The 12,329-nt window shown below is 69.5% G+C and carries 11 protein-coding genes; 5 read left to right on the forward strand and 6 right to left on the reverse strand.

Translation table 11 applies throughout. The features are described 5' to 3' along the window. Nucleotides 1-115: 115 nt before the first annotated feature. Both OHT57_RS37345 and OHT57_RS37350 read right to left on the reverse strand, forming a co-directional pair. Nucleotides 116-1,153 carry a LacI family DNA-binding transcriptional regulator gene (locus tag OHT57_RS37345; protein WP_328751185.1) on the reverse strand — a complete coding sequence of 346 codons (1,038 nt, stop codon included), beginning with the start codon at nucleotides 1,151-1,153 and terminating at the stop codon, nucleotides 116-118. Further along, entirely contained in the window at nucleotides 1,150-3,564 is a 2,415-nt protein-coding gene (locus OHT57_RS37350) for a glycoside hydrolase family 2 protein (RefSeq protein ID WP_328751186.1), read from the reverse strand. Before OHT57_RS37350 ends, OHT57_RS37345 begins: the two co-directional genes overlap by 4 nt. A 163-nt stretch (nucleotides 3,565-3,727) precedes the next feature. Between OHT57_RS37350 and OHT57_RS37355 the strand changes: the two genes are divergently transcribed. From OHT57_RS37355 to OHT57_RS37365, 3 genes are read left to right on the forward strand one after another with little or no spacing between them, the layout of a single operon-like run. Continuing rightward, nucleotides 3,728-5,041: an ABC transporter substrate-binding protein gene (locus OHT57_RS37355; RefSeq protein ID WP_328751187.1), complete on the forward strand. Its 1,314-nt coding sequence runs from the start codon at nucleotides 3,728-3,730 to the stop codon at nucleotides 5,039-5,041. Then, nucleotides 5,041-5,982 carry a carbohydrate ABC transporter permease gene (locus OHT57_RS37360; RefSeq protein ID WP_328751188.1) on the forward strand — a complete coding sequence of 314 codons (942 nt, stop codon included), beginning with the start codon at nucleotides 5,041-5,043 and terminating at the stop codon, nucleotides 5,980-5,982. Before OHT57_RS37355 ends, OHT57_RS37360 begins: the two co-directional genes overlap by 1 nt. Further along, complete coding sequence (locus tag OHT57_RS37365) at nucleotides 5,979-6,809, forward strand: carbohydrate ABC transporter permease (protein ID WP_328751189.1); 831 nt, start codon at nucleotides 5,979-5,981, stop codon at nucleotides 6,807-6,809. The genes OHT57_RS37360 and OHT57_RS37365 overlap by 4 nt, the downstream gene beginning before the upstream one ends. Before the next feature lie 61 nt (nucleotides 6,810-6,870). On the opposite strand, the gene OHT57_RS37370 is transcribed toward OHT57_RS37365, so the two are convergent. From OHT57_RS37370 to OHT57_RS37380, 3 genes are all read right to left on the reverse strand, one after another. Next, entirely contained in the window at nucleotides 6,871-8,151 is a 1,281-nt protein-coding gene (locus OHT57_RS37370; protein WP_328751190.1) for a ribonuclease D, read from the reverse strand. A gap of 133 nt (nucleotides 8,152-8,284) precedes the next feature. Further along, a complete protein-coding gene (locus tag OHT57_RS37375) occupies nucleotides 8,285-8,947 on the reverse strand; it encodes a response regulator transcription factor (RefSeq protein ID WP_328751191.1) in 663 nt (220 codons plus the stop codon). A gap of 243 nt (nucleotides 8,948-9,190) precedes the next feature. Further along, nucleotides 9,191-9,859, reverse strand: a complete 669-nt coding sequence (locus tag OHT57_RS37380) for a DUF3000 domain-containing protein (protein ID WP_328751192.1) — start codon at nucleotides 9,857-9,859, stop codon at nucleotides 9,191-9,193. A gap of 116 nt (nucleotides 9,860-9,975) precedes the next feature. On the opposite strand from OHT57_RS37380, the gene hemE reads away from it, so the two are divergent. Further along, nucleotides 9,976-11,043, forward strand: a complete 1,068-nt coding sequence (gene hemE / locus OHT57_RS37385) for a uroporphyrinogen decarboxylase (RefSeq protein ID WP_328751193.1) — start codon at nucleotides 9,976-9,978, stop codon at nucleotides 11,041-11,043. 1 nt (nucleotide 11,044) lies between these two features. Here the strand turns inward: hemE and OHT57_RS37390 are convergent, their stop codons facing one another. Continuing rightward, nucleotides 11,045-11,872, reverse strand: coding sequence for a rhomboid family intramembrane serine protease (locus tag OHT57_RS37390; RefSeq protein ID WP_328753439.1), 828 nt, complete (start codon nucleotides 11,870-11,872; stop codon nucleotides 11,045-11,047). Between the two features lie 135 nt (nucleotides 11,873-12,007). On the opposite strand from OHT57_RS37390, the gene OHT57_RS37395 reads away from it, so the two are divergent. Next, nucleotides 12,008-12,328, forward strand: coding sequence for a hypothetical protein (locus OHT57_RS37395; protein WP_328751194.1), 321 nt, complete (start codon nucleotides 12,008-12,010; stop codon nucleotides 12,326-12,328). Nucleotide 12,329: the final 1 nt, after the last annotated feature.

The raw sequence follows: 12,329 nt of genomic DNA on the forward strand, positions 1-12,329 counted from the left end.
GGCTCTCCTCCAGATGCGGGATCTGCACTGCTGCGACCGCGCTGAGCGCGCGCTCAGGTACATGCTACTTGCGGGTAATGTACCTGCACACCCCTGGAGCACGGAGCGGCGAAGGTCACACCGCGGGAGGTGCCGTGGAACCCCGTGGCGTCAGTACGGGAGTAGGTACAGGATGTGATCCCGGCCCCTCGCCGGTGATCACACCGAAGAGCGTACGGGCCGCTTCCGCACCGAATCCGTGCACGTCATGGCTCATCGCGGAGAGCGTGGGATGGGTGAGCCGGCAGAGCTGCGAGTCGTCCCAGGCGAGCAGGGAGACGTCGCGTGGCACGTTCAGGCCCATCTCCGCGGCGACCGACAGCCCGGCGACCGCCATGATGTCGTTGTCGTAGACGATCGCCGTGGGCCGGTCCTGCGGTGCCGCGGTCAGCAGGGACCGGGTGGCCCGCGCGCCGGCCTCTCCCGAGTAGTCGGTGGTGACCTGCCAGGCCCCCGCCAGCTCCAGCGTTCTCGCGGCCTCGTCGAACGCCGCCGTGCGTGTCGCGGTGTGTCCCAGGGCCGCCGCGCCGCCGACCCGGGCGATCCGCCGGTGCCCCAGCGCCGCGAGATACCGCACGGCCTCCGTCACGGCGGTGGCGTCGTCGGTCCACACCGAGGTCAGGTTCCCGGTGAACGAGGGGTGCCCCACGGCCACCACCGGCATCCCCAGCCGCTCGGCCGCCGCGACGCGCGGGTCGTCCGCCCGGAAGTCGACCAGGATCGACCCGCCGATCTGGCGCCCCCGCCACCATGACTCCTGGAGGCCGACCTCCTCCTCCACGTTCCGCACGAGCCGCAGCAGCAGCGAGCAGTTCCGCTCGATCAGCACGCTCTCCACGCCCGACACGAACTCCATGTAGAAGGGTTCGAGCCCCAGCAGCCGCGCCGGCCGGCAGATCGCGAGCCCCACCACGTCCACCCGTGAGCCGGCCAGCGTCCGTGCCGTGAGGTTCGGCGCCCAGCCCAGCTCCTGCGCGGCCCGGAAGATCCGGTCCCGGGTCGGCTCCGACAGCCCCGGCTTGTGGTTGAAGGCCAGCGATACGGCCCCCTTGGACACACCGGCGCGCGCGGCGACGTCCTTGATGGTGACGCGGGGGGCCGGCTGGGCTGTCATCGGCTGGGCTCCAGGCAGTACAGGGCGGATCGGGCGACGTGCGGATCAGGAGTCTTCCAGCCACTGACATGGATGGTCACCCGCTCCCCGGGCAACAGCGTCACCAGCCCCCGGTCGGCACGCGCCGCCGGATCCAGCCGGTCGGCCTGGAGCAGCAGATCCCGTACGAGGGTGCGGGCCGTCACCGTCACGGCCCCCGGCACGACCGACACGTCGAACTCGGGCCGGGGGTAAGGGATGTCCCGGTCCGCCGACGGAAAGTACAGAGCCCGGGGCCCGCCCGGCACCCGACCCACACCGCCACCGCCCCTCCCACCAGCGTCCGCCACCAGGAACTCCTTGGGGCCCACCGGCACCAGCTCGGGCGGCACCGCCACCTCGGCCACGGTCCGTCGGTCCGCCCGGAAGGGCACCTCGGTCTCGTCGATCGCCTCGCCCTCGACCGACATGCGTCGTAGCCGCAGCACACCCGCCCACGGCTCGGCCGCCTGGTTCACCACCGCCAACACCGTTCGCTGTCCCCGCACTTGGACCGTCAGCAGTCGATCCGCGTACAGTCGCCGCAGCTCGTGATAGAGCGGCTTCTCCCGCCCGTCCCCGTCGATCGCCGCCCAACTGGTCACCGGCCAGCAGTCGTTGAGCTGCCACACCACCGTCCCCGCGCACACCGGCCAGTGGGACCGCCAGTGCTCGATCCCGGTGGCCACGGCCCGCGCCTGGTTGACCTGCATGAGGTAGTGCCAGCGGTCGAAGTCCCCCTCGGGAAAGGCAAAATGCCGCTCCAGCCCACGCCGAAGCTTGCCGTTCCCGTCGTCCGCCTTCTGGTGGTGCAGCACACCGGGGGAGTCCGGAGCCAACTCCTCCCCGGCCGTCGCACGCGCCAGCGTGGCGTACGCGGGCGGTGCCTGCCATCCGAACTCGGCCACGAACCGGGGCACTTCACTGCGGTACTCGGCGTAGTCCGTCCGGTTCCACACCTCCCACGAGTGGTGTGTCCCGTGCGCGGGGTCGTTCGGGTGGTGCTCCCACGACCCGGACCAGGGGCTGCCCGCCGAGTAGGGCCGCGTCGGGTCCAACTCGGCCACCAGCCGCGGCAGTACGCCCAGGTAGTACCCCTCGCCCCAGGAATCCCCGGCGAGCCGCGCCTCCCAGCCCCAGTCCCGGAACCCCCACAGGTTCTCGTTGTTGCCGTTCCACAGCACGAGCGAGGGATGCGGCATCAGCCGTACGACGTTCTCCCGGGCCTCCGCCTCCACCTCGCCGCGCAGCGGCTGCTCCTCGGGATAGGCCGCGCAGGCGAACGGGAAGTCCTGCCAGACCAGTAGCCCCAGTTCGTCGCAGGCGTCGTAGAAGTCCTCACTCTCGTAGATCCCGCCGCCCCAGACCCGCACCAGGTCCACTCCGGCGCCGACCGCCTGCCGCAGCCGCTCCCGGTACCGCTCGCGGGTGATCCGGGAGGGGAACACGTCGTCCGGGATCCAGTTCACGCCGCGCGCGAAGATCCGCTCGCCGTTGACGACCAGGGTGAAGCCGCTGCCGCGCTCGTCGGCCGAGCGGTCCAGCCCGACGGTCCGGAAGCCGACCCGGCGCCGCCACACGTCCAGCGGGCGGTCCGCGTCGAGCAAGGTCAACTCGACGTCGTACAGAGGCTGTTCACCGTATCCGCGGGGCCACCACAGCCGCACGTCCGGCACCTGAAGCCGTACGGTCCCCGAGGTCCCGTCGATCGCGGCGCGCACCCGCACCCCGCCCACCGAGGCCTCGACCGTCAGGGGCGCATCGACCCGGGCTCGCTCGACGTCCACGGCCAACTCCGCGATGCCCGCGCCCTCCTGGACGGTCACCAGGGGCCGCACCCGGGCGATGCGGGCCGTCGACCACCGCTCCAGGCGCACCGGCCGCCAGATCCCGGCGGTCACCAGCGTGGGCCCCCAGTCCCAGCCGAACGAGCAGGCCATCTTGCGGATGTACTGGTACGGCTCGGCGTACGCGGCGGGCCGTTCGCCCAGCTTCCCGCGCATCGCCTCGGCCTCCGCGTAGGCGGAGACGAACCGCACGCTCAGCCGCCCTGCCATGCCGGTCACGTCGAAGCGGTACGAGCGGTGCATGTTCCTTGTCCGGCCCAGCAGTTGACCGTCCAGATGGATTTCGGCCGCGGTGTCCAGTCCGTCGAAGACGAGGTCGGTCTGCTCGTGCCCGTTCGCGGGGGCCAGGTCGGTCTCGTAGGTCCACTCCCGCCGTCCCACCCACGCGACCTCGGTCTCGTTGCGGCCGAGAAAGGGATCCGGGATCACTCCGGCCGCCAGCAGATCGGTGTGCACGCAGCCCGGTACGACGGCCGGGAGTTCGTCCACGGTGCCGTCGGAGTGGCGCAGGATCCATCCCTCGGTGAGCGGTGTGGCCTGAAGCATGTACACACTCCCTAAACCGATCAAGTCCCGTGCTGCGGAAACTTTTTGACGTCGTTGGCATCGTTGGCGAGATAGGGACTTTACCGGTTAAGAAAACGTTGTCAGAGTACCGAACCAGCCAACCCGCTCGTGCTCGTCCGCCCCGTGAACGGAGCTGATGCACATGAACCGCCGTACAGTCCTGGCCATGGCCGTGGGTGCCGCCCTGCTGATTCCCGGGTGCACCGGCACCGGAGGTTCCTCGCAGGGAGCCGACGCCAAGGCCGCCGGCGACCCGTCAAAGGTCTCCGGAACCATCAAAGTTCTCACCGTCCGCACCGACCTCGTGCAGGACGGCACGCTGAAGAAGTACGCCGCCGAGTTCAACAAGACCTATCCGAAGGTCAAGGTCGAGTTCGAGGGCATCACGGACTACGAGTCCGAGGTCAAGATCCGGATGAACACCGAGAACTACGGTGATGTGCTGCTCATCCCGGCCGTCATCAAGAAGAGCGACTACCCGAGGTTCTTCGCCTCCCTCGGCACCCAGCAGGAGCGCGAGAAGAAGTACCGCTTCACCGACTTCACAGCCGTCGGCGGCAAGGTGTACGGGCAGAGCCCGGTCGCCGTGAGCCCGGGATTCGTCTACAACAAGCGGATCTGGAAGGAGGCCGGGGTCACCCAATGGCCCACCACCCCGGCCGAGTTCGTCGCCGACCTGAAGGCCATCAAGGCGAAGACCGACGCGATCCCGTACTACACCAACTTCTCGGCCGGCTGGACGCTGTCCTCGTGGACGTCCGTCGACGGCGCGGTGACCTGTGACTCGAAGGCGACCGACAAGCTCGCCGAGGGCGACCCCTGGGCGAAGGGCGCGGACCTGCGCGTGGGCGACCAGCTCCTGTACGACATCGTCCACGAGGGGCTGATCGAGAAGGACCCGACCACCAGCAACTGGGAGGAGTCCAAGCCCCGCACCGCCAAGGGCGAGATCGCCACGCAGTGGCTCGGCACCTGGGCGATCGTGCAGTTCCAGGACGCCGCGAAGAAGGCCGGCGTGAACCCGGACGACATCGGCTTCATGCCCTTCCCGGCCCAGACGGGCGGAAAGTTCTGCGCGACCATAGGCCCCGACTACAACCAGGCGGTCAACGTCCACTCCAAGTACAAGGAGGCGGCCCGCGCCTGGATCGACTGGTTCACCGACAAGTCCACCTACGTCGAGGACAACCTCGCCCTGCCCCCGCTCAAGGACGCCCCGCTGCCGTCGGTCCTGAAGCCCTACGAGGACCAGGGCGTGAAGTTCATCGAGCTGGACGACACCCAGGGCGCGAAGGTGAAGCAGATCGACAACGAGTCCGAGGTCGGCATCTTCGCCCCCGAGTACCGCCAGAAACTCGTCGACCTCGCCCGCGGCGCCCGCAAGGGCAGCCTCGACGACTTCCTCGCCGACCTCAGCCGGCGCTGGACGGACTCCCGGAAGAACCTGGGTTCCTGATGACGGACACCACACAGAAGGCGGCCGTGGAGGTGATCCCGGCCGCCCCCGTCCCGGCACCGCCCTCGCGCCGCACCCGCGTCTGGCGGGGCGTCACGCCCTGGCTGTTCCTGATCGCCCCGCTCGCCCTGCTGGTCACCTTCACCTACGCGCCGCTCCTCAACATGGTCGCGTACAGCTTCACCGACTGGGACGGTGTGAGCCCCGTCCTGCACTACACGGGCGCCGAGAACTACCAGGAGGTCTTCACCCGCCCCGACCTCTTCGAGGTGTTCTGGGTCAGCGGCTACTACCTCGCCGCCTCCGTGGTCCAGATCGTCCTCGCGCTCTACTTCGCGACGGTCCTGAGCTTCAACGTCCGCTTCCGGAACTTCTTCAAGGGCGTGCTCTTCTTCCCGTACCTGATCAACGGGGTCGCGATCGGCTTCGTGTTCCTCTACTTCTTCCAGGACGGCGGCACCCTCGACTCGGTGCTGAGCCTGATCGGAGTGAAGACCGACCACGCCTGGCTGGGCACCCCGGGCTCCGCGAACACCTCGCTGGCCGCCGTCTCCGTCTGGCGCTACCTCGGCCTGAACTTCGTCCTGTTCCTGGGCGCGATCCAGTCCGTCCCGGGGGAGCTGTACGAGGCGGCCGAGCTGGACGGCGCGAACCGCTGGCACCAGTTCCGCCACATCATCGCGCCGGGCATCAAGCCGGTCCTGACGCTGACGGTGATCCTCTCGATCTCCGGCTCGCTCTCGGTCTTCGAGATCCCGTACATCATGACCGGCGGCGCAACCGGTACCGAGACCTTCGTGATCCAGACGGTCAACCTGGCGTTCCGCTTCAACAAGACGGGCCTGGCCTCGGCGGCAGCCATCGTCCTCCTGCTGATCATCCTGCTGGTGACATGGGTGCAGCGGCGCCTGGTCCCCGACGACAAGGTGGACCTCGTATGACACGCCGTACGGTCGTCCGCACCCTCGTCCATGTGTCGCTGATCGCCGCGACCGTGATCGTCCTGCTTCCGCTCGTGGTCGTCCTGCTCACCTCCCTCAAGACGGACAAGGAGATGGCGAACACGAGCGGTGCCCTCGAACTGCCCCACGACCTGCTGAACTTCCACAACTACGTGACGGCGTTCCAGGACGGCGAGATGCTGACCGCCTTCACCAACACGGCGATCATCCTGGTGGTCTCCGTCGGCGGCACCGTCCTCATCGGCTCGATGACGGCCTACGCCATCGACCGCTTCACCTTCCGCTTCAAGAAGCTGGTGGTGGTGCTCTTCCTGACCGCGGCCCTGGTGCCCGGCGTCACGACCCAGGTGGCGACGTTCCAGATCGTCAACAGCTTCGGCATGTTCGACAGTCTCTGGGCGCCGATCGCCCTCTACATGGGCACGGACATCGTCTCGATCTACATCTTCCTGCAGTTCGTCCGCTCGATCCCGATCTCGCTGGACGAATCGGCCCGTCTGGACGGCGCGAACGCCTTCACGATCTACCGAAAGATCATCTTCCCGCTGCTGAAGCCGGCCATAGCAACCGTGGTCATAGTGAAGGGGATCACCGTATACAACGACTTCTACATCCCCTTCCTCTACATGCCCTCGGAAGATCTTGGCGTGATCTCGACGTCGCTTTTCCGCTTCAGAGGTCCCTACGCGGCCCACTGGGAGGTCATTTCGGCAGGAGCGGTCCTGGTGATCCTGCCGACGCTGATCGTCTTCCTGAGCCTGCAGAGGTTCATCTACAACGGCTTCATGCGAGGCGCGACCAGGTGACTCCCCAGGTGTCGGGCGCCACCGGCCGCAGCCGCCGTGGCCGGAGAAGTCCCCACGGCGGCTAGGCGGACAGCGCGGCCACCAGTACAGGAGTCACCTGCTCGACCTGCCAGGCCCGAGCGCCGAATCCCGCCAACGCCTCACTGATCGACTCGGCGGTCACCACCGTCGGCGGCTCCCAGCAGACCCGCCGCACGGTGTCCGGCGTGATCAGGTTCTCCTGCGGCATGCTCAGCTGCTCCGCCAGCGCGGACACCGCCGCCCTCGCGGCCGACAGCCTCGCGGCGGCCGCGGGGTCCTTGTCGGCCCAGGCGCGCGGTGGCGGAGGCCCCGTCACCGGCTGTCCGGGCTGCGGCAACTGCGCCTCGGCGAGCGCCTTGGCCCGGTCGACGGCCGCCTGCCACTGGTCCAGCTGCCGTCGGCCCATCCGATGGCCGAACCCGTTCAACGCGGCGAGCGCGTGCACGTTCAGCGGAAGCGCGAGCGCCGCCTCGACGATCGCCGTGTCGGACAGCACCTTCCCCGGCGACACGTCCCGCCGCTGGGCGATCCGGTCCCGCGCCTCCCACAGTTCCCGCACGACACCCAGCTGCCGACGCCGGCGCACCTTGTGCATCCCGGACGTACGGCGCCAGGGGTCCTTGCGGGGCTCGGCGGGCGGCGCGGCCGCGATCGCTGCGAACTCCTGAAGCGCCCACTCCAGCTTGCCCTGCCGGTCGAGCTCTTTCTCCAGCGCGTCCCGCAGATCGACGAGCAGCTCCACGTCGAGGGCGGCGTACCGCAGCCACGGCTCGGGCAGGGGACGGGTCGACCAGTCGACGGCCGAGTGCCCCTTCTCCAGTACGAAGCCCAGCACACCCTCGACCATCGCGCCGAGCCCCACCCGGGGGAACCCGGCGATCCGGCCGGCCAGCTCGGTGTCGAAGATGCGTGAGGGCACCATGCCTATCTCGCGCAGACAGGGCAGATCCTGGGTGGCGGCGTGCAGCACCCACTCCACACCGGAGAGTGCCTCGCCGAGCCCCGACAGGTCGGGACAGGCCACGGGGTCGATCAGTGCGGTGCCCGCGCCCGCGCGGCGCAGCTGCACGAGATAGGCGCGCTGTCCGTAGCGGTAGCCGGACGCCCGCTCGGCGTCGACGGCGACGGGTCCGGAACCTGCGGCGAACGCGGCGACGGCCTCGGCCAATGCGTCAGCGTCGGCGATCACGGGCGGAATGCCCTCGCGCGGCTCCAGCAGAGGGATCGGCGCCTCCGCTGCAGAAGATCCGCCATCGTCCGGAGGGCCGCCTCCGGTGGTTCGCAGTGAAATGTCTGCTGCGGTCTCTTGGGCGTCGGTCACATGTCAAGGGTATCTGTGTATGGACAGCGCCTGCCGACGGAACGTTCCGTCGGCAGGCGCCTGAGGGTCGTAAACCAGTCAGCCCGGTGAAAGCTCTGGTTCACGTCCGTGAACTGCGAGGCTCGCGAGAGCCTCAGTGGATGATGCCGGTACGGAGAGCCACCGCCACCATGCCGGCGCGGTCTCCCGTGCCGAGCTTGCGGGCGATCCGGGCGAGGTGGCTCTTGACGGTCAGGGCGGAGAGCCCCATCGAGACACCGATCGCCTTGTTGGACTGCCCTTCGGCCACCAGCCGCAGCACTTCGACCTCACGGCCGGAGAGCTCGCGGTAGCCGCCCGGGTGGCTCGGGGAACCCGGGGGGCGGCGGTGCATACGGGCGGCGGCGGCGCCGATGGGTGCGGCGCCCGGTCGGGTGGGGAGCCCGAGGTTGGTCCGGGTGCCGGTGACGACGTAGCCCTTGACGCCACCCGCGAGGGCGTTGCGTACGGCGCCGATGTCGTCGGCCGCGGAGAGGGCGAGGCCGTTGGGCCAGCCCGCCGCGCGGGTCTCGGACAGCAGCGTCAGGCCGGAGCCGTCGGGGAGATGGACATCGGCGATGCAGATGTCACGGGGGTTGGCGATGCGGGGGCGGGCCTCTGCCACGGACGAGGCCTCGATGACATCGCGCACACCGAGCGCCCAGAGATGACGGGTGACGGTGGAGCGGACACGCGGGTCGGCTACGACCACCATGGCGGTGGGCTTGTTGGGACGGTAGGCGACCAGGCTTGCGGGCTGCTCAAGAAGAACGGACACCGGGCCTCCTGGGGTGCGGGACGGCTTGGAAGGTCACAGACGTCTTCGGCACCGGACCCGGGGTCCTTTAGAGAATGATCACGATCTAGTGAGTAACAATTAGTGCAATTCGGACGTACGGTCGATCGTTCGGTGAACACATCGGTTCGTTCGACGGTTCACTCCTGACTGAAAGTGGCCGTATCGACAAATTGATGCGCCGGACGGGTGGACGGGTCCCCGTTGTGCACAGGTCGAGGTCGGTCAGCGCGCCTGGGGATCCCTGCGCTGCGGCAGCGTCACCACCGACGCGTCGCCCGGCCCGGCCGGCGGCAGACCCGCGACCTGGGCCAGCAGATCGCACCAGGACACCAGATGCGCCCCCACGTCCGGCACCCCGCCCAGGCCCTCACGGGGCGTCCAGGAGGCACGGATCTCGATCTGCGAGGTCGGGGAGCGCTCGGACAGGCCGCCGAAGTAGTGCGAGCTCGCCCGCGTGACGGTGCCGCTCGGTTCGCCGTACGACAGCCCGCGCCCCGCCAGGGCGCCGGTCAGCCAGGACCAGCACACCTCGGGCAGCAGCGGATCGGCGGCCATCTCCGGCTCCAGCTCCGCGCGCACCAGCGTCACCAGCCGGAACGTGCCCCGCCAGGCGTCGTGCCCGTCCGGGTCGTGCAGCAGCACCAGCCGGCCGTCGGCGAGGTCCTGGTCGCCGTCGACGACGGTGGCCTCCAGCGCGTACGCGTGCGGGGCGAGCCGCTGCGGTGCCCGCGTCGACTCGATCTCGATCTGCGGCCGCAGCCGACTGGTGCGCAGTGCCTGAACCGCGGCCTGGAAGGCCGGCGGAGCCGCACCGCTCCCCTCCCGGTCCCCTGCTTTCGCGTCGTCCATACCACCCGTGCCGTCCGACAGTCGTTCCTGAGCCGCAGCCATGCGGGAAGGTTAAAGGGAACCGGGGCCCGGTGCGCTCCTAGACACCCGCACTTAGGCGTACGTGGCAGAGCCCACGCCCCGTCGGAGCCGCACCGGAGCCATGCAAGACTTGCCCCGTGAGCGCCAACGAGACCCCCACGGGCAAGCCGCCGACAGCCACGTACGAATCCGCCTTCCTCAAGGCATGCCGGCGCGAACCCGTGCCGCACACCCCCGTCTGGTTCATGCGGCAGGCAGGGCGCTCACTTCCGGAGTACCGCAAGGTCCGCGAGGGCATCCCGATGCTCGAGTCGTGCACGCGGCCCGAGCTGGTCACCGAGATCACCCTCCAGCCGGTCCGCCGCCACAACGTGGACGCGGCGATCTACTTCAGCGACATCGTCGTCCCGCTCAAGGCCATCGGCATCGATCTCGACATCAAGCCCGGCATCGGCCCGGTCGTCGAGAAGCCGATCCGCACCCGCGCCGACCTGGCCCAACTGCGCGACCTCACCCCCGAGGACGTCTCCTACGTCACCGAGGCCATCGGCCTGCTGACCCGTGAGCTCGGTCCCACCCCGCTCATCGGATTCGCCGGCGCACCTTTCACCCTCGCGAGTTACCTCGTGGAGGGCGGTCCGTCCCGCACGTACGAGAACGCCAAGGCGATGATGTACGGCGACCCCGAGCTGTGGGCCGACCTGCTCGACCGTCTCGCCGACATCACGGCCGCCTTCCTGAAGGTCCAGATCGAGGCCGGCGCCTCCGCGGTCCAGCTCTTCGACTCGTGGGCCGGCGCCCTCGCCCCCGTCGACTACCGGCGCTCGGTGCTGCCCGCCTCCGCCAAGGTGTTCGACGCGGTCGCCGGATACGGCGTCCCGCGCATCCACTTCGGCGTCGGCACCGGCGAACTGCTCCGCCTGATGGGTGAGGCCGGCGCGGATGTCGTCGGCGTCGACTGGCGGGTCCCGCTCGACGAGGCCGCCCGCCGCGTCGGCCCCGGCAAGGCGCTCCAGGGCAACATCGACCCGACGGTCCTGTTCGCCTCCACGGCGGCGGTCGAGGCCAAGGCCCGCGAGGTTCTGGAGTCGGCCGAGGGCCTGGAGGGCCACATCTTCAACCTCGGCCACGGCGTCATGCCGGCCACCGACCCGGACGCGCTGACCCGGCTCGTGGAGTACGTCCACACCCGCACCACGCGCTGAGTCACCACGTGTGCCGGGGCCGCGCCCTCCTGCCGAACAGCAGGCCGCGCGGTTCCGGCGGCGGGGGAGTGCCCGCCTTGAGCGGCCAGGCGAGCAGCATGCCGACGAGGAAGCCCACCACGTGCGCCGCGTACGCCACCGTGCCCGCCTCGGAGACGCCCTCGCCGGACGAGTACACCGCCTGGAGCACGAACCAGAAGCCCAGCACCAGCCAGGCGGGCAGCCGCAGCGGCAGGAACACCAGGAACGGCACCAGGACCCACACCCTGGCCTTCGGGTACAGCACCAGATAGGCGCCCAGGACACCGGCGATGGCCCCGGACGCGCCGATCAGCGGGTCGCCCGAGTCGTCGTTGAGCAGCGCGAAGCCGTACGACGCCGCGTAGCCGCAGACGACGTAGAACAGCACGAAGCGCACATGGCCCATGCGGTCCTCGACGTTGTTGCCGAAGATCAGCAGGAACAGCATGTTGCCCAGCAGGTGCAGCCAGCCGCCGTGCAGGAACATCGCCGTCAGTACCGACAGCGCCGGGGACTTGTGGTAGTCCGGCGGGGCCACCACACAGCCCGCGGCGCCCTGTGCGCTCGTACCGACGTCGCCCGTGGGGACGAGGTGCGGCATCTGGTGGTGGATCAACTCCTGCGGGACCGCCGCGTACTGGTCCAGGAACGCCTGGAGGTGGCAGAGCTGCGACACGCTGCTGTCGCCCGCCACGGAGCCGGCCAGGCCGGGCGTGTACAGGAAGACCAGCACGTTCGCGGCGATGAGCGCGTACGTCACCCAGGGGGTGCGGCGCACAGGGTTGATGTCATGGACCGGGATGACCACAAGGAAGTAGTGCCCGCGATGGGCCCGGCGAATCGGTGCCGTACCGGTGAACACCCGCACGCATGCGTGCGTATGACTCCTCAACCGCCCGCGGCACGGGGAAGGCGGGCCGTGGGGACTACGTGAGGAACAACGATGAACGACCGTATTACTCCTCCGATGCACGCTCTCCCCGATGGTGAAGCCGAGCTCTCCCTGGTGGTGCGACTGCCGTGGGAGGACGTGGCCAGGCTCGGTCAGGAGGCAGGGCGGCTGGCATCCCAGATGCAGCGACCGGTGACACTCGACGAGGCGGTGAGCAACCGGCTCAGGTCCGCCCGGTCCGCCGCCCACGCCAAGCCCGGGAGTGAGCAGCCGGCCGCGATGCCCACCAGCGCCTCCGTGTCGGCGTTGCCGCCCCGCCCACCGGCCGACCAGGCCCGCCAGGCCATCGAGCGGATCAACGGGACGGCGTAGC

This window comes from Streptomyces sp. NBC_00285, from assembly GCF_036174265.1.
Lineage (GTDB): Bacteria > Actinomycetota > Actinomycetes > Streptomycetales > Streptomycetaceae > Streptomyces.